General features: G+C 73.7%; 27 protein-coding genes and 1 tRNA gene. 16 read left to right on the top strand and 12 right to left on the bottom strand.

Annotated features, from left to right (window positions below; translation table 11 throughout):
• Window positions 1-334: 334 nt before the first annotated feature.
• From ACFYU9_RS16010 to ACFYU9_RS15990, 5 genes are all read left to right on the top strand, one after another.
• Complete coding sequence (locus tag ACFYU9_RS16010; protein ID WP_389345100.1) at window positions 335-1543, top strand: FAD-dependent monooxygenase; 1209 nt, start codon at window positions 335-337, stop codon at window positions 1541-1543.
• A 45-nt stretch (window positions 1544-1588) separates the two neighbouring features.
• Window positions 1589-2326: a VOC family protein gene (locus ACFYU9_RS16005; RefSeq protein WP_389345099.1), complete on the top strand. Its 738-nt coding sequence runs from the start codon at window positions 1589-1591 to the stop codon at window positions 2324-2326.
• A gap of 116 nt (window positions 2327-2442) precedes the next feature.
• The gene (locus ACFYU9_RS16000) at window positions 2443-2676 is read left to right on the top strand and encodes a hypothetical protein (RefSeq protein WP_389345098.1); all 234 of its coding nucleotides are present in this window, start codon (window positions 2443-2445) and stop codon (window positions 2674-2676) included.
• A complete protein-coding gene (locus ACFYU9_RS15995) occupies window positions 2673-3764 on the top strand; it encodes a phosphotransferase enzyme family protein (protein ID WP_389345097.1) in 1092 nt (363 codons plus the stop codon). Before ACFYU9_RS16000 ends, ACFYU9_RS15995 begins: the two co-directional genes overlap by 4 nt.
• Window positions 3765-3800: 36 nt before the next feature.
• Window positions 3801-4241 carry an NUDIX domain-containing protein gene (locus tag ACFYU9_RS15990; protein WP_389345096.1) on the top strand — a complete coding sequence of 147 codons (441 nt, stop codon included), beginning with the start codon at window positions 3801-3803 and terminating at the stop codon, window positions 4239-4241.
• On the opposite strand, the gene ACFYU9_RS15985 is transcribed toward ACFYU9_RS15990, so the two are convergent.
• The 5 genes from ACFYU9_RS15985 to ACFYU9_RS15965 all read right to left on the bottom strand — a co-directional run bounded on the left by ACFYU9_RS15985 (window position 4197) and on the right by ACFYU9_RS15965 (window position 9654).
• Window positions 4197-5471 (bottom strand): MFS transporter, encoded by a 1275-nt coding sequence (locus tag ACFYU9_RS15985; protein WP_389345095.1) that lies wholly within the window; start codon window positions 5469-5471, stop codon window positions 4197-4199. The two genes, ACFYU9_RS15990 and ACFYU9_RS15985, sit on opposite strands and share 45 nt — an antisense overlap.
• A complete protein-coding gene (locus ACFYU9_RS15980) occupies window positions 5468-7903 on the bottom strand; it encodes a B12-binding domain-containing radical SAM protein (protein ID WP_389213291.1) in 2436 nt (811 codons plus the stop codon). The genes ACFYU9_RS15985 and ACFYU9_RS15980 overlap by 4 nt, the downstream gene beginning before the upstream one ends.
• A 137-nt stretch (window positions 7904-8040) precedes the next feature.
• Window positions 8041-8187 (bottom strand): hypothetical protein, encoded by a 147-nt coding sequence (locus ACFYU9_RS15975; RefSeq protein WP_389213290.1) that lies wholly within the window; start codon window positions 8185-8187, stop codon window positions 8041-8043.
• Window positions 8188-8233: 46 nt separating this feature from the next.
• Window positions 8234-8536: a PqqD family peptide modification chaperone gene (locus ACFYU9_RS15970; RefSeq protein WP_389213288.1), complete on the bottom strand. Its 303-nt coding sequence runs from the start codon at window positions 8534-8536 to the stop codon at window positions 8234-8236.
• A complete protein-coding gene (locus ACFYU9_RS15965) occupies window positions 8533-9654 on the bottom strand; it encodes an aKG-HExxH-type peptide beta-hydroxylase (protein ID WP_389345094.1) in 1122 nt (373 codons plus the stop codon). Before ACFYU9_RS15965 ends, ACFYU9_RS15970 begins: the two co-directional genes overlap by 4 nt.
• Before the next feature lie 298 nt (window positions 9655-9952).
• On the opposite strand from ACFYU9_RS15965, the gene ACFYU9_RS15960 reads away from it, so the two are divergent.
• Genes ACFYU9_RS15960 through ACFYU9_RS15950 form a run of 3 tightly spaced genes read left to right on the top strand, consistent with a single transcriptional unit; the run spans window position 9953 to window position 12166 of the window.
• Window positions 9953-10453 carry a hypothetical protein gene (locus ACFYU9_RS15960; protein WP_389345093.1) on the top strand — a complete coding sequence of 167 codons (501 nt, stop codon included), beginning with the start codon at window positions 9953-9955 and terminating at the stop codon, window positions 10451-10453.
• A complete protein-coding gene (locus ACFYU9_RS15955; protein ID WP_389345092.1) occupies window positions 10450-11358 on the top strand; it encodes an NUDIX hydrolase in 909 nt (302 codons plus the stop codon). Before ACFYU9_RS15960 ends, ACFYU9_RS15955 begins: the two co-directional genes overlap by 4 nt.
• A gap of 4 nt (window positions 11359-11362) precedes the next feature.
• The gene (locus ACFYU9_RS15950) at window positions 11363-12166 is read left to right on the top strand and encodes an NAD-dependent epimerase/dehydratase family protein (protein ID WP_389345091.1); all 804 of its coding nucleotides are present in this window, start codon (window positions 11363-11365) and stop codon (window positions 12164-12166) included.
• A 77-nt stretch (window positions 12167-12243) separates the two neighbouring features.
• Here the strand turns inward: ACFYU9_RS15950 and ACFYU9_RS15945 are convergent, their stop codons facing one another.
• Complete coding sequence (locus ACFYU9_RS15945; protein ID WP_389345090.1) at window positions 12244-12843, bottom strand: hypothetical protein; 600 nt, start codon at window positions 12841-12843, stop codon at window positions 12244-12246.
• 185 nt (window positions 12844-13028) lie between these two features.
• On the opposite strand from ACFYU9_RS15945, the gene ACFYU9_RS15940 reads away from it, so the two are divergent.
• On the top strand, window positions 13029-14348 hold the full coding sequence (locus tag ACFYU9_RS15940; protein ID WP_389345089.1) for a hypothetical protein: 1320 nt from the start codon (window positions 13029-13031) through the stop codon (window positions 14346-14348).
• A gap of 179 nt (window positions 14349-14527) precedes the next feature.
• Here ACFYU9_RS15940 and ACFYU9_RS15935 read toward each other — a convergent pair whose 3' ends face one another.
• Together ACFYU9_RS15935 and ACFYU9_RS15930 are read right to left on the bottom strand one after the other, a co-directional pair.
• The gene (locus tag ACFYU9_RS15935) at window positions 14528-14779 is read right to left on the bottom strand and encodes an EF-hand domain-containing protein (protein WP_389213274.1); all 252 of its coding nucleotides are present in this window, start codon (window positions 14777-14779) and stop codon (window positions 14528-14530) included.
• A gap of 155 nt (window positions 14780-14934) precedes the next feature.
• Window positions 14935-15019 (bottom strand) — tRNA-Leu (locus tag ACFYU9_RS15930).
• 167 nt (window positions 15020-15186) lie between these two features.
• Between ACFYU9_RS15930 and ACFYU9_RS15925 the strand changes: the two genes are divergently transcribed.
• Window positions 15187-15354: a hypothetical protein gene (locus tag ACFYU9_RS15925; RefSeq protein WP_389213272.1), complete on the top strand. Its 168-nt coding sequence runs from the start codon at window positions 15187-15189 to the stop codon at window positions 15352-15354.
• 19 nt (window positions 15355-15373) lie between these two features.
• Here ACFYU9_RS15925 and ACFYU9_RS15920 read toward each other — a convergent pair whose 3' ends face one another.
• Together ACFYU9_RS15920 and ACFYU9_RS15915 are read right to left on the bottom strand one after the other, a co-directional pair.
• On the bottom strand, window positions 15374-16195 hold the full coding sequence (locus tag ACFYU9_RS15920) for an arylamine N-acetyltransferase (RefSeq protein WP_389213271.1): 822 nt from the start codon (window positions 16193-16195) through the stop codon (window positions 15374-15376).
• A 56-nt stretch (window positions 16196-16251) separates the two neighbouring features.
• Window positions 16252-16719 carry a nuclear transport factor 2 family protein gene (locus ACFYU9_RS15915; protein WP_389345087.1) on the bottom strand — a complete coding sequence of 156 codons (468 nt, stop codon included), beginning with the start codon at window positions 16717-16719 and terminating at the stop codon, window positions 16252-16254.
• Window positions 16720-16927: 208 nt separating this feature from the next.
• Here ACFYU9_RS15915 and ACFYU9_RS15910 point away from each other — a divergent pair, with 208 nt between their 5' ends.
• From ACFYU9_RS15910 to ACFYU9_RS15895, 4 genes are all read left to right on the top strand, one after another.
• Window positions 16928-17659 (top strand): hypothetical protein, encoded by a 732-nt coding sequence (locus tag ACFYU9_RS15910; RefSeq protein ID WP_389213267.1) that lies wholly within the window; start codon window positions 16928-16930, stop codon window positions 17657-17659.
• 164 nt (window positions 17660-17823) lie between these two features.
• Window positions 17824-18864, top strand: coding sequence for an NlpC/P60 family protein (locus tag ACFYU9_RS15905; protein ID WP_389345085.1), 1041 nt, complete (start codon window positions 17824-17826; stop codon window positions 18862-18864).
• An 89-nt stretch (window positions 18865-18953) separates the two neighbouring features.
• On the top strand, window positions 18954-19328 hold the full coding sequence (locus tag ACFYU9_RS15900) for a BlaI/MecI/CopY family transcriptional regulator (RefSeq protein WP_389213263.1): 375 nt from the start codon (window positions 18954-18956) through the stop codon (window positions 19326-19328).
• A 4-nt stretch (window positions 19329-19332) separates the two neighbouring features.
• On the top strand, window positions 19333-20271 hold the full coding sequence (locus ACFYU9_RS15895; protein ID WP_389345083.1) for a M56 family metallopeptidase: 939 nt from the start codon (window positions 19333-19335) through the stop codon (window positions 20269-20271).
• A gap of 31 nt (window positions 20272-20302) precedes the next feature.
• Here the strand turns inward: ACFYU9_RS15895 and ACFYU9_RS15890 are convergent, their stop codons facing one another.
• Complete coding sequence (locus tag ACFYU9_RS15890) at window positions 20303-20935, bottom strand: TetR/AcrR family transcriptional regulator (RefSeq protein WP_389345081.1); 633 nt, start codon at window positions 20933-20935, stop codon at window positions 20303-20305.
• A gap of 180 nt (window positions 20936-21115) precedes the next feature.
• On the opposite strand from ACFYU9_RS15890, the gene ACFYU9_RS15885 reads away from it, so the two are divergent.
• Together ACFYU9_RS15885 and ACFYU9_RS15880 are read left to right on the top strand one after the other, a co-directional pair.
• Window positions 21116-22582: a purine-cytosine permease family protein gene (locus ACFYU9_RS15885; protein ID WP_389345079.1), complete on the top strand. Its 1467-nt coding sequence runs from the start codon at window positions 21116-21118 to the stop codon at window positions 22580-22582.
• A 47-nt stretch (window positions 22583-22629) separates the two neighbouring features.
• On the top strand, window positions 22630-23757 hold the full coding sequence (locus ACFYU9_RS15880; RefSeq protein ID WP_389345077.1) for a C45 family autoproteolytic acyltransferase/hydolase: 1128 nt from the start codon (window positions 22630-22632) through the stop codon (window positions 23755-23757).
• 135 nt (window positions 23758-23892) lie between these two features.
• Here ACFYU9_RS15880 and ACFYU9_RS15875 read toward each other — a convergent pair whose 3' ends face one another.
• Window positions 23893-26424: an MFS transporter gene (locus ACFYU9_RS15875; RefSeq protein WP_389345075.1), complete on the bottom strand. Its 2532-nt coding sequence runs from the start codon at window positions 26422-26424 to the stop codon at window positions 23893-23895.
• Window positions 26425-26616 lie beyond the last annotated feature (192 nt).

Genomic DNA, 26616 nt, shown 5'->3' with positions numbered 1-26616 from the left:
GTGACCGACCCGCCGAGCGGGCCCCGCTCACCCGGACTCACCGTGACCGACCCGCTGGGCATGCCCCACCCCGCCGGACCCACCGTGACCGACCCCCCGGACAGCTCCCCGCCCACCCAGACTCACCGTGACCGGCCCGCCGGGCAGCCCCCGAGCACCCGGACTCACTGTGACGGGCCCGCCAGGCAGGCCGGCTCACCCGGGACTCGTGACGGGACCACCGGGCAGGCCCCGCTCACCGGGCGCCGCTCACCGGGCGCCGCTCACCGGGACTCAGCCGGGCGGTGAGCGCGCGGTGAGCCCGCGGTGAGCGTCCCTCGGCAAGCTCTCTGCCATGACGAACCACACCACTCTCCTCCGCAAGAACCGTGACGTCCTCATTTCCGGCGCCTCCGTCGCCGGCCCCGTCCTCGCCTACTGGTTGCGCCGCCACGGCTTCCGCCCCGTCGTCGTCGAGCGGGCCCCGGCGCTGCGCGACGGCGGCTACGCCGTCGACTTCCGCGGCGAGGCGCACCTGTCGGTGCTGCGCCGGATGGGCGTGCTCGACGCCCTCGAAGCGGTCCGCACCGGCAACGGCTCCATGTCGTACGTCAACGCGGCGGGCAGGCCGCAGGCCACGCTGCCGGCCGACCTGTTCGCCGGCGACCTGGAGATCCTGCGGGGCGACCTGGCGCGGGTCCTGTACGACGCGACGAAGGACGACACGGAGTACGTCTTCGGCGACTCCATCGCCTCGCTCGCCGAGGACCCGGACGGCGTGACCGTCACCTTCGAGCGCGGCGCGCCCCGCCGCTTCGGACTCGTCATCGGCGCCGACGGGCTGCACTCGAACACCCGGCGGCTCGCCTTCGGGCCCGAGGAGCGGTTCGTGCAGCACCTCGGCGTGTACTGCGCGATCTTCACCACCGCCAACCACCTCGGCCTCGACCACACAGGCCACGCCTACCGCACCGCGGGCAGGCTCGTCGCGATGTACAGCTCCCGCCACAACGCCGAGGCGAAGGCCGTCTTCTACTTCGGCTCGCCCGCCCTCGGCCTGGACCGCAAGGACGTGCCGCGGCAACAGGCCGTCCTCGCCGAGCAGTTCGCGGGCACCGGCTGGCAGAGCGACCGGCTCCTCGACGACATGCGGCACGCGCCCGACTTCTACTTCGACTCCGTGGCCCAGGTCCGCATGGACTCCTGGACCCGCGGCCGCGTCGCCCTCGTCGGCGACGCCGCCTGCAGCCCGTCGTCGCTCTCCGGCATGGGCTCGGGCCTGGCCCTGGTCGGCGCGTACGTCCTGGCGGGCGAACTGGCCGCGGCGGACGGCGACCACACCGTGGCCTTCGCCCGCTACGAGGCAGAGATGCGGGCGTACGCGGAGGGCTGCCGGAAGATGGGCGACGGCGTCGCCCGGCTGATGGTGCCGGAGAGCCGCCTGCTGGCCTCGTTCCTCAACCGGTACTACAAGGTCATGCCGTATCTGCCGGGCAAGAACATGGCCGCGCGGATCGCCCGGAAGACGGCCGAGAACATCACGCTGCGGGACTACGCGGCGTGAGCGATCGCGCCGGCCCGGGCCGGACACGGCCGTAGGATCCGCGGCATGGCAACTCGACTCGTGCAGATCACCATGAAGGCCCAGGACGACTCCGCGCTCGGCCGGTTCTGGGCGGAGGCGCTCGGTTGGGGTGTCGACAGCGAGGGGCCCGGCGTGACCAACCTCGAACCCGTGGGCTTCGCCTATCCCGACCCCGTGGCCGTCTGCGTCGACATCGTCGCCGGCCCGGAACCCAAGACGGTCAAGAACCGCGTGCACCTCGATCTGGCCACCACCTCGGCCGCCCATCAGGCGGAGCTGGTCGCGCGCCTGAAGGATCTCGGCGCGACGCTCGCCGACGTGGGTCAGGGCGAGGTCCCCTGGACGGTCATGGCCGACCCGGAGGGCAACGAGTTCTGCGTCCTGGAGCCCCGTCCGGTCTACCGGAACACCGGGCCGGTCGCCGCGGTCGTGGTCGACTGCACCGACCCACGGGAGATGGCCCGGTTCTGGGGCGAGGCCATGGACTGGACGGTGCACGAGGTCACCGACGGCCACGCGACCATGCGCTCCGCCCAAGGCGTGGGCCCCTACCTGGAATTCATCCGCACGCCCGACACCAAGAGCGGGTGGAACCGCGTCCACCTCGACGTCCGCCCCTACCCGGGCGACGACCTCGCCGCGGAGGCGGCCCGGCTGCGCGCCCTGGGCGCCAGCGATGCCGACATCGACCAGTCCGCCCTCTCCTGGACGGTTCTGGTCGACCCGGAAGGCAACGAGTTCTGCCTCCTCACCCCTCGCTGACCTCGGGCAACGGCTCGGGCCGGTTGCCGGGCGGCGGCGCGGACCGCGTGGCGTCGGGCCGGGCCGTGGTCGTCGGCGGCTCCGGGAGGGCGGGGTTCACAGTCTGTCCGAAATACATGCGTTCGACATCGGCGGCGGTCTCGTTGGGCCTGGCAGCACCCGACGACGACCGGCCGGAGGCGCGGATGCCCGCCAGCACCACCACCCCGCCCAGCGGCACCTGCGCGTCCGGACAGCTCCTCTCGGGCGGCGAACCGCCTCAGGCCCGTCAGTGCGCCCGGCGGCACCCGGTGGTGCCGGCGCAGTCCGGGGACGGTCTGGTCCCGGGCGAGGATCAGGTGCTGTCATGACCTACGTGTCCCCCTTCTCCTCCCCCTCTGCCTCCCCGTCCCCCTCCGCTTCCCCCGCTTCTCCCTCCATCGAGCGGGTGTTGCTGCTGCTCGCCGCCGGGTTCGGCCTCGTGCCCGAGGCGGTCGAGGAGGGGCCCTCCGGCACCGCGACCCGCAACTACCTGGCGACCACGCCCGACGCCCGCCGCTGGTTCGTCAAGACCCATCCCGCCGGCACGGATCCCGAGCGCGCGGAGAGCGCGGCCCGGCTCAGCGAGTACGCCCGGCTGTGCCGGGTGCCGGTGGCGCGTGCCCGGGCCACGCTCGACGGCGACCGGCTCGTCGCCTCCTGGGCCGGGGTCACGGTCTCGGTGACGGAGTACGTGGCCGACGCGGTGACCGCCGACGGGCGGCTCTCCGGACGGGCCTGGGAGGCCGTCGGCGAGGCGGTCGGACGGCTGCACCGCGGCCTCGCCCGCCATCCCTTCGGCCCGCCCCGCCAGGCCGGACGCGGCCGGGCCGTCGACCCGGTCCGCGGCCGGGACCGCCTCTCGGAGCTCGTACGGCGCTACGAGGCGGAGCCGCCCCGCACCGGATTCGAACGCTGGGCCCTGGAGACGGCCCGGGAGCGGCTGGCCGCGCTGCCGGCGACGCGGCGGCTCCTGGAGCGGGTGCCCGAGCGGATGCTCGCGCAGCTGGTGCACGGCGACCTGTCGGGCCCGAACGTGCTGCTGCGCGGCGAACGCGTCGCCGCCGTCATCGACTTCGCCCCGCCGGGCCTGCGCGGCCCGGTGTGGGAGCTGGGCCGCCTCGCTCTCGACCCGCACACCGTCCTCACCCACACCGACTGGCCCACCGGCCTCGCCCGTCTCGCCGCCGTCTACCACGACCTCCATCCGGCCGTGCCGGTCGCGGAGTTGCTGAGCGTGGTCCGCCTCCACGCCGCGTACCTGGGCTGCACGGTCTACCCCCTGAACACGGTGATCGAGGGCCTGGGCCCGGTCACCCCGTCCCTGGAGTCGTACGCCCGCGCCCGCACCCGGGCCGCCGCCGTGCTGCGCGACCGCCTCGACGAGGCGGAGGAGCTGCTGCGCGCCTCCCTCCGCTAGCGGCGCCCGGACGCTCCCGCCGAGAAAGGTGCCCCCATGTCCACCACGCCCGACCCCGCCGACGCCGGCAGCACGTGGCACGCCCTGGCCGCGCACGTGGAGCGGGAGAGCGTGCGGGCGTGCCTGGTCCGGGAGGCGTGGGAGGAGGCCGGCCTCGTCGTCGAACCGGCCGATCTGACCCTCGTCCACACCGTGCACGTGCTCGACCGCGCCGATGCCGAGCCCCGCATCCAGCTCTTCTTCGCGGCGTCCCGCTGGTCCGGCGCCCCCGCCGTACGGGAGCCGGAGAAGTGCACGGCCTGGGAGTGGTGGCCGCTGGACGCCCTGCCGGAGCCGACGGTCGCGTACACGCGCGCCGCGATCGACGGCATCCGGGCCGGCCGCGCGTACACCGAACTCGGCTGGGACGCCCCCTGGGGACCGGCCCGTCGGTCAGGCCGTCCGCGCCGCGCGGTCGGCCGCGCCGAGCCGGAGTGAGAGCACACCGGCCAGCAGGAGGATCGTGCCGCCGGTCATCATGGGGACCGCGAGGGCCGTGTGGGCGGCGAGGAAGCCGCCGGTGGCGGAGCCGACGGGCATGATGCCCCAGGCCGCGAGGCGGTAGGCGCCGGCGGCCTTGCCGCGGAGTTCGTCGGGGACGAGTTCCTGGCGCTTGGCCGCGGTGAGGACGTTCCACATGACGACGGTGGCGCCGTTGAGGGCGAGGAAGGCGGCGACGGCGAAGGGGTTGCGGATCGTGCCGGCGAGGAGGAAGGAGGCGCCGGCACCGAAGACCGAGACGGTCAGGGCGGCGCCCCAGCCGAAGCGGGCGCTGAGCCGGCTCGCGACGGCGCTTCCGACGAGGCTGCCGACCGCCGAGCCGGCGATCAGCCAGCCGTAGCCGGTGTCGGACAGGCCGAGGGTCCTGGTCGCGTAGAGGACGAGGACGGAGACGGCCATGGAGCCGGCCAGGCTGAGCAGGGTCACCATCAGGGTGAGGATGCGCAGCACGGGGTGGTGGAGGAGGAAGGAGAGGCCGGCGCGGATCTGGCCGAGCCAGCCGGCCGGTTCGGTGCCGGGCCGCGGCTCGGGGCGGAAGCCGCGCGGGCCGGCCGGGATGCGCAGCAGCAGGGCGGCGCTGAGCAGGAAGCTGAGGGCGTCGACCAGGAAGGGCGAGTGCCGGTCGAAGGAGAACAGCCAGGCGCCGAGCACCGGTCCGGCGAAGCTCAGGTTGACGACGCTGGTGGCGAAGAGCTTGCTGTTGGCGCGTTCCAGCGAGTCCTTGGCGACGGTCGACGGGATCATCGCCTGGGACGCGGTGTCGTAGAACGTGTCGGTGACGCCGAGCAGGAAGGCGACGGCATACAGCGTCACGGCCGTCAGGGCGTCGGTGAACGCGAGGGCGAGGAAGCCCGCGACGAGCGCGAAGCGCAGCACGTCGACGCCGATCATCAGCAGGCGCCGGTCCACCCGGTCGGCGACCGCGCCGCCGACGAGGGCGAAGAGCAGCCAGGGCAGCCGCTCGAAGGTGGCGACGAGCGCCACCTGTCGCGGGTCGCCGGTGAGGGCGGCGGCCATCAGGGGCAGTGCGGTGATGCGGATGCCGTCGCCGATGCCGGAGACGGCGAACGCGCCCCAGAGCTTGCGGAACTCGGCGCTGAGCGGCCGGGCCGGCGCCGGGGCGGCGTCCGTCTCGTGCGTGTCGTGCTCGTCGTGCGTGGATGTCAACGTGCGGGCTCCAGATCGGCGGCATGGGCGCGCCGGTGGACGAAACCGTACATCTCCAGCTTGGCGAGGATCCGCTCGGTCTCGGCGACCAGGCCCAGGTCCCAGACGCCGTGCGGGTCGTGGCCGCCGGCCAGGCCGAGGCCCTCCTCGCAGGCCAGCCAGAGCAGCCGGCCGAGGCGGCCGAGACGCAGCGCGTGGCCGGTCACGGTGGAGCTGAGCACGATGGTGGTGTCCTCCTCCACCTCGTGCACGCCGGGTTCGCGGACGAAGACGGGGTTCTCGGAGACCGCCGTGCCCGCCGAGGCCAGGGCGTCCGGCCAGGCCGCCGGGTGGACGGAGTGCGTGGCCTCGCCGGCCAGGAAGCCGAAGCGGACGAGGAGGGCGACGAGTTCGGCGCCGGTGACGGTGACGCCGACGACGCCGTCCCGCTCGAAGAGAGCGGCGAGCTCCTCCGCCGGGGTGGTGGTGCGCAGGAGTTCCAGGTCGACGGTGGCGGGCGTGTGCAGTTCGACGAAGCGGTCGCCGATGGCGGCGTACAGGCCCCAGCGCACCAGCTCGCCCGCCTCGCCCTCCGCGCCGGTCCACGGCAGCCGGCGGATCTCGGTGTGCGGGGCGAGGGTCAGTGGCTCCCCGGGGAGGAGCGGGATCTCGTCGCGGCCGCCGTTGGGCAGCAGCTGGGCGGCCTCGGCGCCGTTGCTGGCCCGTACGAAGGTGTACTCCTCCACGCCGGTGAGGGCCGCGGCCCGGCCGGGACGGAACCACTGCTGGGCGGAGACCTCCAGCGGGCGCTGCACGTCGCGGCCGAAGAGCACGCTCTCGCGGGCGTCCATGCCGCGCTCGACCTCGTAGTCGTAGGTCAGGGCGAGGTCGTCGGACTCCGGCGGCAGGATGACCCGGACGCCGAACTTCTCCGGGTCGGACGCGACCGGCGAGAAGGCGTCGAGGACGAAGGGCGAGCCGCCCCACGTGCAGTGCTTGACGCCGAACTCGTCGGTGGCGCGGCGGATCGTGGTCTCCGCGAACTCCACGGTGTGCCGGGCCTCTTCCTCGGTCTCGCCGGGGAAGCCGTGGATGACGAAGAGGTGCACGGGCACGCCGGCCTTGAGCATCGCCTCGACGGTGGTGTCGATGGCGCCGACCTCGGTGTCCTTCTTCATCAGGTCCAGGACCCGCTGGACGTGCGACTCCAGACCGAAGTTCATCCGGCGGCAGCCGGAGGCGTAGAGCCGCTCGGCGAGGTCCTCGTCGAGGCCGCGGGCGAAGCGCGTCTCGCCGTACCAGTTGATGTCCGTCTCGCGCTTGATCAGTTCGTCGGCCACGGTGCCGAGCGACCGCAGGGTGAGGATCTCGTCGACGAACATGAAGTAGCGGGTGCCGTGCCGCTGGGCGAGCCACTCGATCTGGTCGACGGTGGTGTTGGCGCTGCGGCCCCGGTACTTGCCGGACGCGAACGGGATCGCGCAGAACGCGCACTCCCAGGCGCAGCTGCGGGAGGCGAAGACCGGCAGGATGGGGCCGGGGGCGAAGTACTTGTCGAGCGGGTAGTCGTCGTAGTCGGGCGCCGGCAGCTGCTCGATGCGCACCTTGCGCGGCGGGTTCTTGCGCAGCCGGTCGCCGTCCATCCAGACCAGGCCGGGGACCTTGGCGAGCGCCTCGGGGCCGTCGGCCTCGAAGAGCATGGGCAGGGCGTCCTCGCCCTCGCTGTGCACGAAGTAGTCGACCATGTCGAAGAACGGGTGGCGTTCCGTCCAGCGGTCGATCATGCGGGTGGTGTAGTTGCCGCCGAGCACGACCCGGATGTCGGGGCGCTGTTCGCGCAGGATCTTGACGAAGGTGAGCGCGGCGATCAGCTGGGTGTCGGCGGAGACGCTGACGCCGACCAGATCCAGGTCCGGGTCGTCGAGCAGGTCCGGCGGCATGCAGTGCTCGAACGCCCAGCGGTACACGTTGCGTTCGCGGTCCACGACGGCGTCGAGGACCTGCTGCGAGGAACGCGCCGAGTAGTACAGGTCGTTGGCGACGAGGTCGAACTCGTGGCCGGGGAAGGCGGCGGAGACGCACCACATGGCGTTGCGGACGACGAGCCGGGCCTGCGCGTGCCGGGCCTCGTCGTGCAGGGCGTGCTCGTCGCGCAGCACCCGCTTGGCCTCTTCGATGAGTTCGATCGTGGGTTCCAGGACCAGCCGGGCGCGTTCCTGCGTACGGCGCTGCTCCTCGTCGCCGGCCCAGTCGCGCTGGATGCGCGGGGCCATGGCGCGCAGCCCGTCGGCGCCGAGGAGCCAGTTCACGGACTCGATGCCGAGGTCGTAGGCGCTGACCCGGTGTCCGCGTTCGCGCATGCAGGCGGTGAGCAGGGGGACGGCGAGATGGGGGGCGTACGCGTTCCACAGCGGCGGATTGACCAGCAGGGCGCGTTTCGTCTTCAACAGCATGACCGGTGCACGCTTTCATTCATCGGAGTCGCTGGGTGAGCGGTGGACGCGTGCGGGCCGAGGGGGTCCAGTCTCCCCCTGGTGCCCGAGCAGAAGGGGCGGTGCCAGGAAGGCGCACACGGGGTGCGCCCGTGTCATCAGACCTCGGGGGTCTGCGGGGCAGGCATCGCGGCGTACTGCGCGACCTGCGGGGTACCGTCGGGCTCGATCGCGTCGACCAGCAGGTCGGCGTCCGTGGCGCCGGCGAGGGCGGCCTTGAGCTCCTCGATGAGGGTACGGCTCATGACTATCACCTCCTTTCCTGGGGTGTACCGGGTGCGTGACCCGGCCTCAGGTGGTGCTGGTGGTGCCGGTGGTGGTGCTGATCCTGCGCACGAGCCCCTTCTGCTCGAGCTGGTTCAGACCCTCTTCGAGATCGCCGAGGGCCTGGTCTTGGGTCTGTGTGGCGGCGACGGCGCTGACGAACTGGTCAGCGACCTCCTGGTACGTCGCTCCGTCACACAGGGCGAAAATCAGCCAGGTCTTGGTGTTGAGGAGGAAGACGTTGGGCTGGTCCTCGGTGTAGACGAGCAGGCTGTGCTCGCCGGGGACGGGCCGGGTGATCACGCGGTTGTGCTGGTAGACCTGGTTCATGCCGCGCTCCGGGCCTCGAGGTGGTCGGTCAGTACGGAGTCCAGCCACCGCAGGAAGGCGACGCCGGATCCACCGGCGTGGGCCTCGCCGAGCGGCAGCAGATCGGCCCCGAGCAACCGCGCCCGCTCCCCGCAGGACCGGGCCGACTCCTCGACCTGGCCGCGCGTGTAGTCCCGCCACAGGGCGCTGTCGTCGGGCAGTGCGGCCAGCGTGGAGTAGAACACCGCCAGGTGCACGTAGACGTGGTACGCCGCGAGCGCCCGGTCGAACGGCCAGCTCTCCCGGCCGTCGTGCCAGGCCGGCTTGACGTGCGCGATGGTGTCCTTGTCGTAGCCGGCGCCCAGGATCGAGAAGCCGACGTACATGTCGTAGAGCTTGCTGTGCACGCCTTCGTGCAGCAGCGCCTCGGCCGCGCGCAGCGGGTCGGTGAGACAGCCGCGCGACACGAAGACCGCGGAAGGCACGTCCTTGGTCGACGCGCTGAAGAACGGCCTTTCGCCGTCGACCGCGGCGAGCAGCGAGAAATGCGGTCGAATGCTCTGCACGAGTTCCGGCACGTATTCCCGGAGAATTCCCCAGCCGGCGGCCGCGGTCTCCGCCTCCGCCTGGCTCATTCCCACGATGTCGTAATGCTCGGCGGTGCCGTCCGGGGTGAGCCCGGCGAGGAATATCTCATGGAACTCGTTCAGCCACGGGTCACGGAAATCCGTATCCACCAGGATCTCGAGTCCGGTGTCGCCGAGCGGCGCGAATCCGGGGCGCGGAAAGGCCCCCGCGGCGTCGTGGGCGAAGGTGTCGACGAACGGCTCGATGCGGCGGCCGAGTTCGTCCCAGTCGACCGTGCGGCTGCGTGCCATCGTCAGTCGCGCCTGGTCGACGCGGCGGCGCAGCACGGTGTCGTGCAGCACCCGGCCGGCCGGGGCGCCCTCCACGGACAGCGGCCCGAGGAATTCACCCACCCGCCCGGGAATCCGTTCCGAGCCGATCTGCGCCAGGAACTGATAGGTGGCGTGGGCGCGGTTCCGAATTCGCCCGGCGGAACCGTAGGGCTCGTCCTCGGCCAGCCTGCGGCGGAGGGAGACGGTATTCCCGAATTCTTCCGGTTCCTCGACAGCCACACAAACCCCCGTAGTTCGCGCTTTCGTTTTCGGCTCGATATGACTTTAGGCGGGCTGGAAGTGGACGATCAAGAGCGCCTCACCCCCCAGGTAGCTGCATCGCTGCAGGAACCTGCGGCCCCCTCAAGTCGGCACATAGCGGCGCGATGTCACCCCATAGCGGACACCGTCCGGGCGGTCCCGAAGGGCCGGAGGGCGGCCCGCGCCGCTCGATCGGGTGGCGGGATACGGTGAGCCGGGGTCGCGGGAGCGGCTCGGGGGCCACGATGGACCGGCCACTTCGCGAGGGGAGAGTCCCGTGACCACCACAAGCGCGACATCCGACGGGGAATACGGCGCCGCCCGCGCCGCCGCGGCCCTGTGGGCCGGCACCTCCGTGCTCGTCACGGACGTCCGCGGCCGGGTCCTGGTCCAGCACGTCGACTACCGGCCCACCTGCCTGCTCGTCCTCCTCGACCCGGCCACGGGCGCGGCCTCGATGCCCCCGCTCGGGAACGCGACGGCCGCCATCCCCGTCGGCCACCTCACCGAGCCGGCGGGCCCGTACGCCCACGCGCTCTTCGCGGCGCCCCTCACCCACCACGAACACTCCGGCCCCGGCCATGGCCCCGACGCCGGCCCCACCGGGAAGGACACCCGCATCCTCGCCACCCCCGAGCAGGCCGCGGCCCTGTTCGACCACGGCCCCACGGCCGCCGGCCAGTTGCTCGCCGCCGTCCACGACGCGCGCGAACGCCTCGGCATCCCGCGGGCCGCGCCCCGGCCCGTCACCGAGCTCGCCCCGCCGAGGACCCCGTGACCGGCCCCGCCGTCGAGTTCCTCGACCCGGACGGCATCGACTTCGTCGAGCATCCCGCGCCGGTGCTCACGCCCGGGGAACGGACCGGGGTGGACCGGCTCTGGGCGGAGACGACGGCGCGCAATCCCGCCGCGTTCGACGGGCAGGTGGTCGCGAGCCTCGGCGTCGAACGGCACGCGGCCGGGCCGTTGGTGGTGCGGTGGGCGGCCGTGCCGTACCGGATGCGGGGCCTGCGGGCGCTGCGGGCGGCCGAGCGGGTGCCCGGGTCGCTGTTCGTGACCGTGCTGCTGCCGTGCGAGGGCGACGGTGAGGAGGGCGGCGAAGTCGGGCTCGTGGTCGGGCGCGGGTCGGCGGCGACGGCGGCGCCGGGGCGGTGGACGCTGCCGGGCGGGGCGGTCGAACCGCCGCCGGCCGGCCAGGCGTTGGACATGACCGCACTTCGCGGCCACGCCGCGCGCGAGCTGGTGGAGGAGACCGGGGTGGAGGTGCCGGGCGAGAAACTGGAACCGTGGGGTCTGACCCGGGGACGGCGCTTCGGCAGCCTCGGCTTCCACTTCCTCGCGCCACCGCTCCCGAAAGCGCTGGTCCGCAGCACGCACGCGGCCCTCGCCCACGCGCCCGCGCCCCTGTCCGCGCCGGGCGGCGACGCGGCGGCCGAACCGGAGCTGGACGCGCTCGCGTTCGTACCGTCGTCGGCAGCGGCCGAGCGGCTCGGCCCGGGCGCGGACTATCTGCCCCAGCTCCTCGACCGGTACTTCTTGATGACCGGAGCGCCAGCGGCGAGGATGCCTGGACCGGGAAGGCCGGGACCGGAGTTGCCTGGACCGGGAATGCCCGGACAGGGAATGCCTGGACCGGGAATGCCGGGACCGGGGAAGTCTGGGTTGTCGACGAACGGGGGGTGACGCCATGGATCTCGGGACCATCGCGATCACGGGTGCGGCGGGGCGGATCGGGACCGTGGTGCGGGAGGCGCTGCGGACGGAGGCGGACCGGCTGGTGCTGCTCGACCGGGTGCCGCTGCGCGCCGAGACCGCGAACGAGGAGGCGCGGACGGTCGATCTGCGGGACGGCGCCGCGGTGGCGGCGGCACTCGCCGGTGCCGACGCCGTGGTGCATCTCGGCGGCGTGCCGGACGAGGCACCTCTGCCGGACCTCCTCGAAGCCAACGTACTCGGCACCCACCACGTCCTGGAGGCCGCCCGCCGGCACGGCATCGGCCGGGTGGTCCTCGCGAGCAGCAACCGGGTGACCGGCTTCTATCCGGCCGGGCACACGACCGGGCCCGAGGACCCCGTGCGGCCCGACGGGCTGTACGGCGTGAGCAAGGCGGCCCTGGAGGCCCTCGGGCAGCTGTACGCGGACAAGTTCGGGCTCTCGGTGATCTGTCTGCGCATCGGCAGCTTCGAGCCGGCGCCGGGCGAGGCCCGGCATCTGGCGACCTGGCTGAGCCCGCGCGACGCCGTCGGTTTCGTCCGGGCCGCGCTGACCGCCCCGCGGAGCACCCGCTTCGCCACGGCGTACGCCGTGTCCGCCAACACGCGCCGCTTCTGGCGGCTGCCCGAACCGTCGGTGCTCGGCTACGTCCCCGTGGACGACGCCGAGCACCACGCCGGGGCCGTCCCGGACGCGCACCTCCCGGCCGACCCGGCCGCGCCGCAGGCCGGCCCGTACGCGCTGCCCGAGTTCACGCTCCGGCACATCGAGCACTGACCCCGGCCGGCCGCCGGGCCGCCGGGCGTCGCGCAGCCGGGGCCTCACCATCGGGTGATGAGGCCCCGGCGTGTTGACTACACCTGGTGTGAACCTTCCCAGCGGGCCGTGCGCAGGACCTTGGTGTAGTAGTCGTTCGGCGTGTTCCCGGTGGCGCTCTTGAGGCGCGTGTCCTTGCGGAGCGTCTCGCTGTAGCCCTTGAAGACGGCGAGCGACATGTGGAGGCAGTTGTTGGAGGCCACGTTGTAGCCCCGCTTCTGCACCGCCCCGTACCAGGACTGCGCCCGCTTCACGTCACCGTCCCGGGTGTTCACGCACCGGTAGCGCGTGTAGTACTTCGCGCCGCCGTGGTCCTTGTCGGGCACGCCGGCGAAGTGCTGGTGCGCCTTCTCCCACGTACCGCCCTTGATCCAGCCGGCCACCGGCCCGTCGTTGCTGCTGCCGAACGAGCCGTACAGCCAGTGGTTCTTCTCCCCGCGCACCTTCACGGCGAAGGCGGCGTGCCCCGCCCCGTACGCCCCGCGCTCGGCCTCGAACATGCACACCCGCCCCAGGGAGGCGGCGGCCGGCGCCTGCGTCCGGCCCGGCGCCTGGGCCTGCGCCGGGGCGGTCACCGCGCCCGTGCCGAGCAGGGCGAGGGCGCCGACCACGGGCGCCACGATGCGGAGGTTGTTCATACCGGCATTCCTTCCGTGAGGGACGTCCGCGAGGAACGTCCGTGAGGAGCGAACCGGTCCCGGGCGGCCCGGTCGGGCGGCCGGACGGTTCGACGACCGCACTTTTGCCGACGGCTTGATGACCGGCCACACTGCAGGCCGCCGGTCACCAACCGGTCATCAAGAACAGGCGCGAGGAGCGAGGATTGACCGGCAACCACGGGCGGCAGGGACGCCAGGAACGTCCGATCGACCCGGCCAACGGGCCACTGGCGGTGTTCGCGATCGAGCTGCGCCGGCTGCGCGCGCGATCCGGGCAGCCGACCTATCGGGAGCTGGCGACCTGGTCGGGCAAGGTCGGCTCCCCGTACTCCGACACCACCTTCTCGACCGCCGCGCGGGGCCACACGCTGCCGTCGCTGGAGGTGGTGCTCGCGTACGTACGGGCCTGCCAGGCCTACGCGAAGGCCGACGGGCCGCGGACCGAGCGCGCGGTCGCCGACTGGACGGCCCGCTGGGACGCCGTACGCACCGAACTCGCCCCGCCGTCACCGGCACCCGACGAGCCTCCGTCCCCGGACGCGGACCACGACGAACCTCGCGCGCCGGAAGCCGACCACCACGAACCTCGCGCGCCGGAAGCCCACCGCCACCAACCTCGGACGTCGGAAGCCGACCACCACGAACCTCGGACGTCGGACGTGGACCGCCACGGACCCCTGGCCCGGGATCCAGACCGCCACGGACCCCCGGTCCCACAACCGGACCGCCACGGACCTCCGGCCCCGGAAGCGGCCCGCCACGAACGCCCGGCCCCTGTGGCGAACCGTCACCACAATCCGGCCCACGAACCTCACGAACCCCACGGCCCTTCGGCCGTGACACCGTCCCCCACTCCGCCGCCGGCCGGCACAGCGCCCCTCGCCGCGCCACCCCGCCGCGCCGTCAACCGGCGTCTCACCCGCGGCCTGGCCGCCGTCGCCGGTCTCGTCGCCGTCTGCGGGCTCGGCCTCGGCGCGCGCCACCTCACGACGCGGGATCCCGCGGCCGCCTCCGCCTCGCCGGACGCGGTCGTCAGGCCCGCCTCACCCGGCACGGCGCCGCGCGGCAAGGAGACCGCCGGCATCGGCGGCGACAGCCGGTGCGGTCGCGTCCGCTACGTCAACGGCCTGGCCTGGACCCCGTGCACCCTCGCCGAGCCCACCCGCCTCGCCTTCGCCGTACGGCTGACCAACACCGGGCCGGATCCGGTCACCGTCAAGGCCAGGCTGGCGTACGTGCGCGCCCGCGTCGCCCACGTCTGTCCGGGTCTGTGGGGCGGTGGCGTGGAGGTCACCCTGGCGCCCGGCCGGAGCATCACGAGCCCGCTGACGGCGTGCACCGTGCCGAAGCTGCCGGCGACCGCCTTCCAGGCGAAGGCGTGGGTGGTCATGCCGGACGCGCCGTCGTGGGAGTACCGGGAGATGTCGCAGACCATCCACGTCCAGCCGGACGGCCGCACCACGCTCTGGGCGGACGAGGCCTGACGGCCCGGCGCGGGTGGGCCGGCCTGCGCAGGTGGGCCGGCGCGGCGCCGGTGGGCCTTGTACGGTGCGGGGGCCGGCACGGTGCGGGGCCGGCACGATGCAAATGGGCCAGCGCTGGTGCGGGTGGGCCGGCGCGGTGCGGGTGGGCCGGCGCGTGCGGGCTCAGCCGGCCGGTACGGTCACCAGCCGAAGCGGCGGTCGGCGACCGCGGCGAACTCCTCGTACGTCAGCACCTTGTCCCCGTTCGCGTCGGCCTCGTCGAAGAGCGCCGAGGAGTCGTCGGCGTCACCCACGCCCCACGCGGGGATCATGCCCTGGGCGACGAGCGTCGGGCCCTTGTCGCGGAGGGCGCGGATGACCTCGGTACGGGTCAGGGTGCCGTCCCGCTCCAGGTCGAGGGCGTCGAAGAGGGCGCGGGCCTGCTCGCTCATGGCTGGTCCTGTTCCTCGCTGGGTCGTCGTGGTGCTGCTCGGTCGGTTCGCGAGGGGAAGGACGCGGAAGCCGCCGTGGGGGTTGACCGGGCCCGAAAACGCGAAGTGGTGGGCGGGTGCGATACCCGACCACCACTTCGAAGACGAACCTGTCGTGTCCGAGGGGGGACTTGAACCCCCACGCCCGATAAAGGGCACTAGCACCTCAAGCTAGCGCGTCTGCCATTCCGCCACCCGGACTAGGTGTGTGCCGTTCGCGGGGTTCTTGTCCCCGCGGCGACAAGAACTAATCTACCAGGGGTTTCACCTGCTCTTCACCCGGGTATCGGGTGCCTCGTTCACCGCTGCCGGCCGGCCTCACCTGGGCGGCAGACTCGCCCCGAAGCCGCCGCTCCGAACGGAGCCGGGTGACCGCCCGGCACCTGATCGACCGGGTGCCGGGCTGTCTGGACCTGCTCGCCGCGCACGGGGTTCCGTGCGTGCGCGCCGAGTCGTCGGATCCGGGCCGGATCGTCTACGAGGACGACGTGCGGGTCGTGGCGGTGCCCCGGGAGCCGTACCGGACCGCGCGCTGACGGCCCGGCCGCCCGGGCCTCACTCCGGCAGCCGCGTTCCCTCCGGCACGGCGATGCCGAAGTCCTCGCGGAGCACGCGCAGCACCTCCTGCGTGTCGGCCAGCTCGCGTGCCGTCGGCGTGCCGTCGGGGGCCGTCGAGATGAGGCGGCGGCCGGCGAGGGAGAGGTGGGTGCCGTCGGCGAGGGGGCGCTGGGCGTAGACGGCGCGGGCGAAGGGGGACCGGGGGTTGGTGGCGATGTGCCAGTTGATGACCTCGTAGTCGGGCGCCTCGAAGGGCTCGACCGTGAACGAGTACTGGTCCTCCCAGGTGTCGTCCAGCGGCCGGTGGGCCTGGAGCTTCCACAGCTCCAGCGGGCCGGCGTCCGGCTCCTGGACGATCCGGTGGTGGCGCGGCTGGTCGTACAGTTCGGCGCCGGCGATCAGTGGGATCGGTTCGAGGAGCGCGCCGATGCTGCCGAAGCCGACGTCCGTCACGAACGGCAGGGGCTCGTCCGGTGCGTGGGTGAGCATCAGCATGTGCGTACGGGGCCGGATCTCGCCCGGCTTCGCGCCGACGAGGACGCGCGCGGCGAGCAGCGTGACCCGGAAGCCGAGCGCGGTGAGGGCCGCGGCGAGCAGGGTGTTGTGCTCGTAGCAGTAGCCGCCGCGCTCGCCGCGGACGAGCTTGGCCTCCAGGTCCTCCAGCGCCAGCGAGGGCGCGGCGCCGAGGACGGGGTCGAGGTTCTCGAAGGGGATGCCCAGCGCGTGCGCGCGGTGGACGGCGCGCAGTGTGTCGACGGTGGGGCGGTGTTCTCCGGGAACCCCGATCCGGGTGAGGTAGGCGTGGAGGTCGGTGATCATGACTCCAGCCTACGGAGCGGTCCTCCGTTCACGCCGGGGATCCGCCTTCCCACCCGTCAGCCCCGACCCGGAGTCTCCCCCGCCGCTCCCGCCGCTCCCGCCTCCCCCGCCGCTCCCGCAGCTCCCGCCTCCCCGGCCCGCGCCGCCTCGCTCGCGATCCGTTCGAACTGCGCCCCCATCGCCTCGGCGAGCGCCTGCGCGGCCGACAGCGGGCGGACCATGACCGTGAAGTCGTCGATCCTCCCCTCCTCGTCGAAGTGGAGGAAGTCGCAGCCCTGGATGGCCCGTCCGCCGACCGTGGCGGTGAAGACGAGCGCGTGGTCGCGGCCGCCGGGGTCGGCGATCTCGCGGACGTACGTGAAGTCCTCGAAGACCCGCAGCACACCGCGCAGGATCGCCGCGGTGATGGCCTTTCCGGGGTACGGCCTGAAGGCGACGGGGCTGGTGAAGACGACGTTCTCGGCGAGCAGCGCCTCGATGGCGGCGGCGTCGCGGTCCTCTACGGCCTTGCGGAAGGGGTGCATGCTCGCTCCGGTCCGGCGGTGCGGAGGCGCTCGAACGCCTCCGCACCGCAATGTGCAGTGGTAGTCAATAAATTGAATAGGTGTGCACGAGGGTAGACATAGCTCCCGAACCTGTCCAGCACCCGCCCCGACCGTGTGCCCCGTCACATTGACCGCCCGGCGCCACGTAGGCTCACGGCGGCGCGGCCCATGCGACGAGGAGGACCCCATGAACGCCACCGAGGAAGCCGAGCAGCGTCTGGACGCGGTCGACGTCCTCAACGCCAAGCAGACCCTGGTCCAACTGCTCGCCCGGGCAGGGGTCTACTCCGGCGACGCGGAACAGCTCATCGGGCTCATCGAGGCCGGCGCGCTCACGCTCGCCCACGACGAGCTCGACGCACTCACCAGCGGCGCGCCCGAAGGCAAGGGCGAGCCCTACACCTCCGGCTGGCTCGACGGCGCCTCCGCCGCCACCGGCCGTCTCGCCGCGCTCGCCGAGCGGACCCTCGGCGCGACCGTCGGCCCCGCTCCGTCCACGGCCGCCCCCGAACCCCGTTCGCGCGTCACGCGGATGGAGGTCGAGCGTGCGAAGGTGGTGGTCGGACCGCTCCACCTCTCCTTCACCGCCGAGTCCGACCTCGACCCCGAGGTCTCGGAGCAGATCCTCACCGCAGTCCTCGGCACGATGACCCCGCGCCTGCGGGCCGGTCACGCCGGGCGGCTCACCCGCTTCGTCTCGGCGCACCGCGCCCATGTGGAGCGGATGTACGCGGAGTTCGGCCCGGGCAGCCCGATCGCGATCCACGGCCGCTACACCCTCTTCCACTCCCCCACCAGCATCGCCGTCCTGGAGCGCCTGGTCACCGACCCCGAGCCGCTGCGCGAGGAGTGGGACGCGGCCGAACTGCCGCCGGCCTGGCTGGACGGCCTGCTGACCGCCTGGGAGTCGACGTCCTGAACCGGCCCCCGAACCGGCCCTGACCTCACCCCGAACCGGCCCCGAACACCCACCCACGGGCGCGCCCCAGGCCCCCCATTGAGCCTAATTCTCTAAGAAGCTTAGAATCCTCGAAACCAGCGCCCGCACGCCGACCGCCGGCCCACCCAGAAGGAGCGCCGCCCGTGGCTTCCCACCGCCGCCCCAAGCCGCCCACCCCCCGCTACGCCGGTGTCGTCACCGCCACCGCTGCCGCCGCCGTCGCCCTGTCCACCCAGTCGGCCTCCGCCGACCCGCTGCCCGACCCCGCCAAGAAGGGCGTCCAGGCCCGGGTGGACCGCCTCTACGAGCAGGCGACCCAGGCGACGGAGAAGTACAACGGGGCGAAGGAGAAGGCGGACGGGCTGCGCGCGGAGGTGGCCGCGCTGCAGGACGCCGCCGCGCGCAAGCAGGGCGAACTCAACGCGCTGCGCGAGCGGATCGGCACCGTGGCGGCGGGCCAGTACCGCTCCGGCGGCCTCGACCCGTCCCTCCAGCTCTTCCTGTCCGGCGACCCCGACTCGTATCTGGAGCGCGCGTCCGCGCTCGACCGGGTGGGCGACCGGCAGACGGCCGTGCTGCAGCAGTTCCTCGGCCGGCAGCGGGCGCTGCAGCAGCAGCGCCGCCTGGCCGCCGACAAGCTGGCCGACCTCGGCTCCACGCAGAAGGAGCTGGGGAGCCGGAAGAACGAGATCCAGGGCAAGCTGCGGGAGGCACGCCGGCTGCTCGACACGCTGTCCGCCAAGGAGCGGGAGCGGATCGCGGCGGACGAGGACCGGGCCAACCGGGCGAGCACGCGCGTCAGCCTCGGCAACGAGGCCAGTGCCTCCCAGCGGGCCGCGGCCGCGTTCGCCGCCGCGCAGAGCCGGGTCGGCATGCCGTACGTGTGGGCCGCGAGCGGACCGAACTCGTTCGACTGCTCGGGGCTGACCTCGTGGGCCTTCCGCCAGGCGAACGTGTCCCTGCCCCGGACGTCCCAGGCTCAGGCGAACGTCGGGACGCGCGTCAACTCCCTCTCGGACCTCAGGCCGGGCGACCTGATCATCATGCGCACGGACCTGAGCCACGTCGGCTTCTACGCGGGCAACGGTCAGATCCTGCACGCGCCGAAGCCCGGCGCCCAGGTCCGCTACGAGTCCATCGCGCGCAGCGGCATGCCCTTCATGTGGGGCGTCCGCATCGGCTGACCGGTCCCGGCCGGCTCCGGCCCCCTTGAGCTGCGGCGTCTACTATGAACCCCGCGAGAAGTCGGTGGAGCGGAGAGGAAAACGGGCCCATGCGTCGGCTGGGGGATCTCGAAGCGGAGATCATGGACCGCTTCTGGCGGTGGAACCGCCCGGCCACGGTGCGCGAGATCGTCGACGACATCAACCTGCACCGGGACGTCGCCTACACCACCGTGACGACGGTGACCACGATCCTGTTCCACAAGGGCTATCTCACCCGGGCCCGCGACGGCCGGGTCTGGGTGTACCGGGCCTCGGCCACCCGCGAGGCGTACGCGGCGGCGCTGATGGAGGACGGCCTGGACGCCAGCGAGGACCGGCCGGCCGCGCTCGTCCGCTTCGTGGAGAACCTCGACGAGGGCGAACTGGCCGCGCTGCGCACGGCGTTGCGCACGGTCGGCCGCCGGCCCCAGGCCCCGGAGTGACCCGGTGAACGCGGCGCCGGCCCTGCTGGCGTACGCGGCCGGTGTGGGTCTCGTGGGCCCGCGGGTGCTGCTGCGCAGTGCCTGGCCGCACCGGGCGCCCGCCCTCGGCGCGGCCGTGTGGACCGCGCTGATGCTGTCCTTCACGCTGGCGGTCGCGCTCGTGACGGCCCAACTGGCCATGCCCAGCGGTCATCTGCACACCGGCCTGTTCGGTCTGCTGCACGCCTGCGGTCTCGACCGCCTCGCCGATCCCGGCACGCTCGGCGCCCTCACCACCCCGCTCGACGGTGTCGCGGCACCGCCGCTCGCTGCGGTCGTGGCGCCGTTCGCCGTGCTCGGCGGCCTCGCGGGCGCCTTCCTCTTCCGGCTGGCCCGCGCCGGCCGGCTGCGCGCCCGGCACCGCGACCGCCTGGACAAGGTGGGCGTGCGCTCGGCGCGGCTCGGGGCTACCGTGCTGCCGCACCGCACGGCGGCGGCCTGGTGCCTGCCGGGGCTGCGCTCGCGGGTGGTGGTCAGCGACGCCGCCGTACGGCTGCTGACCGACGAGCAGCTGGACGCGGTCCTGGAGCACGAGCGCGCGCACGTCGCGGGCCGCCACCATCTGCCGCTGGCCCTCGCCGACGCCTTCGCCACCGTCTTCCCGTGGCTGCCGCTGGCCCGGCACGCCCGCGCGGAGCTGGCCGTGCTCCTGGAGATGGTCGCGGACGACCGCTCGCTGCGCTCCCATCCGTACGAGGTGGTCGCCACCGCCATGTACGAGATGGCCGCCGCCCGCGCGCCGAAGGGGGCGTTCGCGGTGGGCGGCCCGACGGCGCTCCTGCGGATGCGCCGCGTCCTCGGCCCGCGCCGCTCGCCGCATCCGGCGCTGCGCGGCTCGCTGGTCTCCTTCGCCCTGGCGGCGCCGTTGCTGCCGCTGCTCGTGGCCTGCCCGCCGGGCCTCTGACCCGACTGCGGCCCGCGCGGGCCCCGGGGCCTCAGAGCTCCGCGCGCAGGCTCCCGCGGGCCATTCCCAGCTCCCGTTCGGCGACCCGCCACACCAGGGTGTCGAGGACGGGGTGGGGCGCCGCCTCGTCGGCGTTCGTGTACGAGTCGAGGCCGTCGATGGTCACCAGGATGACCACACACGCCTCCAGCGGGTCCCCGGTGACGAAGTCGCCGGTGCGGACCCCGTCCTCGATGAGCGCGGTCAGGATGCCGCGCATGTCCGCCTCCTGCTCGGCGACGACGGCGCGCAGGGTGGGGCGGTAGCGGGCGAGGTGGCGGGCGTTGAGCCAGAGGCGGCCGAGATTGGCGAAGCCCGGGTCGTCGATCCGGCACAGGAAGCGGGCCAGGCGGCGGGCCGGCTGCTGCTCCTGCTCGGCGGCCGGGAGCAGGGCGGCGCGCTCGCGGCTGACGGCGCGGGCGAACGCCTCGCACAGCAGGCCGTCGATCGTCGGGAAGTAGTGGCTGATCAGGCCTGGCCGGACGCCGAGCTCACCGGCGACCTGCTGCATGGTGACCCGCTCCAGGCCGTGTTCCAGGGCGAGCCGGGCCGCCGCGTCGAGGATCTCGGCCCGCCGCTCGGCGGGGGCCTTGCGGATTCGGGTGCCTCGGGGGGTTGACGTCACACCGAACAGACTATTGGATGGCGCACCAACAAGCTATTGGTTTCTCAACCAATAGCGCCGGGCGAACGCCCGGCGCCTCACGACCGGCGAACCCGGCACCGCGCGAAGGACCCGGCGCACCTCCTCGGACACGGCGGCGGCGAGGACGCCCCCGCTCCCCGTCTCAGCGAAGGACCCCTCATGGCACCTACCTCCACCTCCCCGGACGTGTCCGGCCCCGGCTCCGGCCACCCCTCGGGAGTCGACCGCGCGGGCCAGGTCGAGACCCGGGGCATCGACTGCGTGCCCGACGCCGAGCGGCACGGCACCGCCCGCGAGCTCTTCGCGATCTGGGCGGCGCCGAACGTCAGCTACCTGAGCTTCGTGGTCGGCGCCACCCTCGTCCTGATCGGCCTGTCCCTCGGCGAGGCGCTCGCCGTGATCGTCGCGGGCAACCTGTTCTGGCTGCTCACCGGCTTCGTCGCGGTCAGCGGCAAGGCCTCCGGCACCACCGGCTCGGTGGTCTCCCGGGCGATCTACGGGGTCGTCGGCAACAAGGTGGTGGTCGCCCTCACCGGCTGGCTGATCTCCGCGCTGTACCTGGCGCTCAACTGGTCGGCCGCCTCCGTCGCGGGCATCGGCCTCACCGGGCGGCTCGGCCTGCCCGGCTCCGCCGCCCTCGACGCGGCCGTGATCTGCCTGATCGCCGGCGCGACCGTCCTCGTCGCGATCTACGGGCACGCCACGATCGTCCGCCTGTACTCGGCCCTCACCGTCCTGCTGACCCTCGTCTTCGTCGTCGTCTCCGCGCTCGTCGTCACGCACGCCGACTGGTCCTACGCCCCGCAGCAGCCGCTCACCGGCCTCGGCCACCTCGTCGCGCTCGCGTCGGGCTTCACCATCGTCGCCTCGGCCCCGCTCTCGTACGCGAACAGCCCCGACCTCGCCCGCTACCTGCCGCGCACGACCAGTGGCACCGCCATCACCCTGTGGACGGCGGCCGGGGCCTTCCTGCCGAGCGTCGTCTTCACGACCGTCGGCGCGCTCGCCGCCACCAGCCTCGACATGAGCGACCCGCAGGGCGCCCTGGAGAGCCTGATGCCGGGCTGGTTCGCGCCCGTCTTCGTCATCGGCGTCGTCCTCAACACCATCGCCGACAACGGCATGACCGCCTACAGCGCGGGCCTGTCCATGCAGTCGATCGGCGTCCGGCTGCCGCGCGTGGCCGCCGTGCTCGTCGTCGGCCTCATCGGCACCGCCATGACCCTCTTCGCGATCCTGGTCTTCGACTTCCTGACCGCCGTCAACGCGATGATGGAACTCGTCGTGATCATCACCGGCCCCTGCATGGCCGTGTACGCGACCGACATCCTGCTGCGCCGCAACCGCTACGACGGCGAGGCCCTGCACGACCAGCGGCGCACCGGCCCCTTCTGGTACCGCGGCGGCGTCAACCAGGCCGGCGTCCTCGCCACCCTGCTCGGCGCCGGCGCGGCCACCCTGTGCGCCAGCTCCACCTTCTGGGCCGGCCCCGTCTCGGCCCGGATGGACGGCCTCAATCTCGCCGTCCCGGTCGGTGTCCTCGGCTCGGCCGCCCTGTACTGGGCGCTCTCCCGGGCGCTCGGCACGCTGGCCGCGGCGACCGCCACCCTGACCGCCCGGGACTGACACCGGCTACCACCCCCGCCCCCGTACGACCGCTCCTGGAGCCCGAAGTGACCTCCCCTCAGTCCTCCCCCGAGTCCTCCCCGCCGCCCTTCCCCTTCCCCCGGCCCGAGCGGCGGACGCACGTGGCCGTCTCCGGCCCCGATCCGCGCCTGCGCGGGCGGGAGCGCGGCCGGCTGCTGGCCGCCGCCAGGCTGAACGGCGCGCTCGACACGTACGACCGGCTGTTCGCCCTCGGAGGCATCACGCCCGGCGCGGTCCGCGACGACGCCCGGCGGGCGCTCGACGCGATCGACGCGTTCCGCCCGGCGCTGCGCGAGCAGATCGAGGGCCTCGCGGAGGGGGCCGCGGTCGAGCCGTGGCGGATCGCGGCGCTCAACGCCCGTACCGAGATCCTGGCCCGGTCCGCCGCCGTGCCGCCGGGCGAGTGCTCCACGATCGTCAGCGAGGCCGGCGGCTCCCCCGTCGGCGTACAGACCTGGGACTGGCACGTCGAGCTCGGCCCGTACTGGCACACCCTGGAGTCCAGCGGCGCACGGCACCGCTACGTGGGCCTCACCGAGCACGGCATCGTCGCCAAGATAGGCGTCAACAGCGCCGGTCTCGCCCTCCACTTCAACATCCTGGGCCACCGCGACGACCGCGTCGGCGGCATCCCCGTGCACGTCCTCGCCGCGCTCGTCCTGGAGGAGGCCGACGGCGTCGGGCACGCGCGGGAACTGATCGAGTCCGCCCCGATCACGTCATCCGGTTCGTTCATGCTGTTCGACGCGTCGGGCACGGCGCTGCTCGACCTCAGCCCGGCAGGCGTCTTCGAGGCCCCACGGATCGCCGAGGGCCTCCACCTCCGCACCAACCACTTCCTCACCGAGACCCCGGCCGCCCGCGAGAAGACCTGGCTCTACCAGCCCGACTCCGGCGAACGCTTCGCCTTCCTGCGCGACCGGCTCACCGGCGGCCGGCCGGCGCCCCTGGCCGGCGACGCACTGCTGCACCAGCTGATCACCGGGCCCGACGAGCCCCCCGTCACCTGCGTACCGGCTCCCACGGCCCCGCTGGGCAGCCGCTGGGCGAGCCTCGCGACGATCCTCCTGACCCCGGCCACCCGCGAGGCCCGCATCCTGGACGGCACGCCGGCGGAGCACGGCACGCGACCGTGGATCAGCCTGAGGGCCTGAGGGACGGGCCGCGCGCCTGACCTCCTCGGCGCCGCGGCCGGGCGCGGGGGCTCCGGGACGGTCGCGCGGGGGCTCCGGGGCGGCCGGGCGCGGGGCACTCGGACAACGGCGCCCTCTCGCCCCGGCTCCCCGGCCTCACCGGCCCGTCGGCAGCCCTCCGGGCCCGCCCGCCGCGGCCGACCCGGACGGCGTCCGGCTGCCGCCCAGCGTCAGGCCGCCGATGAGCGCGCCGAGGAGCACCGCGCCGACCGCGCACCACAGGCTCGTGGTGTGGGCGTCGATCACCCGGCTGATCACGCCCGAGGCCGCCTCGTTCTCCGTCAGGCCGGCGAAGCTGGCGGCGAGGACGGCGCCGGTCACGGCGGCGCCGAGGGAGCTGCCGACCTGCGCGGCGCCGACCGCCGCGCCGGCGGCGCCGCCCGCGTGGGCGCGCGGGACGTCCTCCGTGGCGGCGGCGTACAGCGGCACGAGGGCGAGGCCGATGCCGAAGCCCAGGAGGAGCAGGACGGGCAGGACGAAGAGGTCCGAGCCCATGGGGAGGGCCGCGAACAGCGCGATCGCCACGGCCGTGAGCACCGCGCCCGAGGCGGCGAGGACGCCCTGGGTGGCCCGCACGCGGGAGGCGACGGCCGTGGCCGCGACGACCTGCGTGGCGACCGCGGGCAGCACCATGAGTCCGGCCTGCATCGGCGTGTTGTCGAACTCGGCCTGGAGCCGGAAGAGCAGCGCCGTGTACATGACGGGCAGGCCGACGCCGAGGAGAAGCAGGGCGCCGAGCGCACCGGCGTGCCGCGGGTCCTTCAGGACCTGGGCGGGCACCAGCGACACCGAGGAGCTCGTCTGCAGCCACAGGAAGCCCGCGAGGAGCGCCACGCCGGCCACGGCCAGGATGAGGGCGAGGACGTCGGTCCAGCCGTTCGAGGCGACGCCTTCGACACCGTAGACGAGGACGGCGAGCCCGAGGGAGCCGAGCAGCAGTCCGGGCAGGTCGAGACGGGCGCCGCCGCCGGGCGCGGGGCGCTCGGGCGCCAGGGTGAACACGCCGACGAGGGCGAGGACGCCGAGCGGGACGCCCACGTACTCGGCCAGCCGCCAGGAGGCCAGCTCCAGGAACGTGCCGCCGGTGAACGAGCCGACCAGCGCCCCGGTGCCGACGACCGCCCCGTACACGCCGAAGGCCGTCCGGCGGGGCCTGCCGTCGGGGAAGGCGGCGACGACCAGGGACAGCGCGGCCGGGCTCAGGAGCGCGGCGGAAGCGCCCTGGAGACCGCGGGCCGCGATCAGCATGCCCTCGCCGACGGCCGCGCCGGTGAGCACCGAGGCCACCATGAACCCGGCGAGGCCGACGACGAGGATCGCCTTGCGCCCGGCGAGGTCGGCGAGGTGCCCGCCGAGCAGCAGCAGCCCGGCGAGGACGACGGCGTAGACCGAGAAGATCAGGTTCATGCCCCCGGAGGCCAGGCCGAGGTCGCTCTGGATGCTCGGGAAGGCCATGTTGAGCAGCGTCGCCTCGAAGGGCACGAGGAAGGTCACGAAGCAGGCCACGGTCAGGGCCCACCAGCGCCTGGGGTAGGGCGGTTCGGCGTCGTACGGCTGCCAGCCGGCGCCGGGAGCGGCGCCGTACGCGGGAGCCGTCGGGGCGTAGGCGGCCGCGCCGTACCCCGGGGCGGTCGGCGCGTACGCGGGCGGCGGGGGCACGGCGGGCACCGGCTGCTGCTGCGCGAGCGCGAGACGCGGGTCGGGCTGCGCCGGGACGCCCGGCGGCACCGGCGGCGCGAAGTCCAGCAACTGGGCCGCGTGGCGGCCGAGTTGCGCCAGCACCGAGTCCGGAAGCCATTCCGCCGGCAGCTGCGCGGCCGTGCGCTCGGCCACCTCCCGGGGCGTCGGCCGGGCGGCCGGGTCCTTCGCCAGGCAGGCCCGTACGAGGTCGAGCAGCGACTCCGGTACGCCGGTGAGGTCGGGCTCCTCCTCCGCGACGCGGAACAGGTGGGCGTTGAGCCCGGTGTCGGTGGCGCCGAACAGATGGCGGCCGGTCGCCGCGTACACGAGGACCGCGCCGAGACAGAACACGTCGCTGGCGGGGGTGAGTTCGAGGCCGCGGACCTGTTCCGGCGACATGAAGCCCGGCGAGCCGATCAGCATGCCGGTGTGGGTGTGCAGGCTGTCCCCGGCGAGGCTGTCCATGGCGCGGGCGATGCCGAAGTCGATGACGCGCGGGCCGTCGACGGTGACCAGGACGTTGGACGGCTTGAGGTCGCGGTGGATCAGGCCGGCCGCGTGGACCGCGCCGAGCGCGAGGGCGAGCCGGTTGGCCAGGGCGCGCACGGAGGGCTCGGGCAGCGGACCGAAGTCCTCGGCCACGACGCTGTGCAGGTCGGGTCCCGCGATGTACTGGGTGGCGACCCACGGCACGGCGGCCTCAGGGTCGGCGTCGAGCACCGCCGCCGTCCACGCGCCGCCCACGAGCCGCGCGGCGGCCACTTCGCGGGCGAAACGTCTGCGGAATTCGGGGTTCCCCGCGTATTCGGCCTGGACGACCTTCACGGCCACGGTGCGCCCGGCCTCGGAGCGTCCGAGGTAGACCAGGCCCATGCCGCCGGCGCCCAGGCGGGCGATGAGGCGATAGGGGCCTATGCGGGTGGGATCTTCGGCGGTCAACTGGTCCACGGGAGAGGAAGATAGTGCAACTCCCCTCGTCAGGTGGCTTGATCGGCCGAATCGTGTGTGCGACCGCAACGGTCGGGGTGGTTGTCGAGACGGGGGCGGTGACATGATCAACGTCCTGGACCGGCACGAACCGAGCGACCGTCCCCAGCCCTCCCGGGAGGAACACCGTGCACACCGAGCCCCGGACCGTCC

Source organism: Streptomyces sp. NPDC004327, from assembly GCF_042873935.1.
Lineage (GTDB): Bacteria > Actinomycetota > Actinomycetes > Streptomycetales > Streptomycetaceae > Streptomyces.
The sequence above is the reverse complement of the archived record's forward strand: the minus strand, read 5'-3'. Positions and strand labels throughout refer to the sequence as shown.

Excerpts from the sequence above, each read along its gene's own strand:
- ACFYU9_RS16000 (WP_389345098.1), top strand. The coding sequence starts at position 2,443 with ATGCGTTCGACATCGGCGGCGGTCTCGTTGGGCCTGGCAGCACCCGAC.
- ACFYU9_RS15920 (WP_389213271.1), bottom strand. The coding sequence starts at position 16,195 with ATGATCACCGACCTCCACGCCTACCTCACCCGGATCGGGGTTCCCGGA.
- ACFYU9_RS15945 (WP_389345090.1), bottom strand. The coding sequence starts at position 12,843 with ATGAACAACCTCCGCATCGTGGCGCCCGTGGTCGGCGCCCTCGCCCTG.
- ACFYU9_RS15885 (WP_389345079.1), top strand. The coding sequence starts at position 21,116 with ATGGCACCTACCTCCACCTCCCCGGACGTGTCCGGCCCCGGCTCCGGC.
- ACFYU9_RS15915 (WP_389345087.1), bottom strand. The coding sequence starts at position 16,719 with ATGCACCCCTTCCGCAAGGCCGTAGAGGACCGCGACGCCGCCGCCATC.
- ACFYU9_RS15980 (WP_389213291.1), bottom strand. The coding sequence starts at position 7,903 with ATGCTGTTGAAGACGAAACGCGCCCTGCTGGTCAATCCGCCGCTGTGG.
- ACFYU9_RS15975 (WP_389213290.1), bottom strand. The coding sequence starts at position 8,187 with ATGAGCCGTACCCTCATCGAGGAGCTCAAGGCCGCCCTCGCCGGCGCC.
- ACFYU9_RS15995 (WP_389345097.1), top strand. The coding sequence starts at position 2,673 with ATGACCTACGTGTCCCCCTTCTCCTCCCCCTCTGCCTCCCCGTCCCCC.
- ACFYU9_RS16010 (WP_389345100.1), top strand. The coding sequence starts at position 335 with ATGACGAACCACACCACTCTCCTCCGCAAGAACCGTGACGTCCTCATT.
- ACFYU9_RS15910 (WP_389213267.1), top strand. The coding sequence starts at position 16,928 with ATGAACGCCACCGAGGAAGCCGAGCAGCGTCTGGACGCGGTCGACGTC.
- ACFYU9_RS15900 (WP_389213263.1), top strand. The coding sequence starts at position 18,954 with ATGCGTCGGCTGGGGGATCTCGAAGCGGAGATCATGGACCGCTTCTGG.
- ACFYU9_RS16005 (WP_389345099.1), top strand. The coding sequence starts at position 1,589 with ATGGCAACTCGACTCGTGCAGATCACCATGAAGGCCCAGGACGACTCC.
- ACFYU9_RS15970 (WP_389213288.1), bottom strand. The coding sequence starts at position 8,536 with ATGAACCAGGTCTACCAGCACAACCGCGTGATCACCCGGCCCGTCCCC.
- ACFYU9_RS15950 (WP_389345091.1), top strand. The coding sequence starts at position 11,363 with ATGGATCTCGGGACCATCGCGATCACGGGTGCGGCGGGGCGGATCGGG.
- ACFYU9_RS15990 (WP_389345096.1), top strand. The coding sequence starts at position 3,801 with ATGTCCACCACGCCCGACCCCGCCGACGCCGGCAGCACGTGGCACGCC.
- ACFYU9_RS15935 (WP_389213274.1), bottom strand. The coding sequence starts at position 14,779 with ATGAGCGAGCAGGCCCGCGCCCTCTTCGACGCCCTCGACCTGGAGCGG.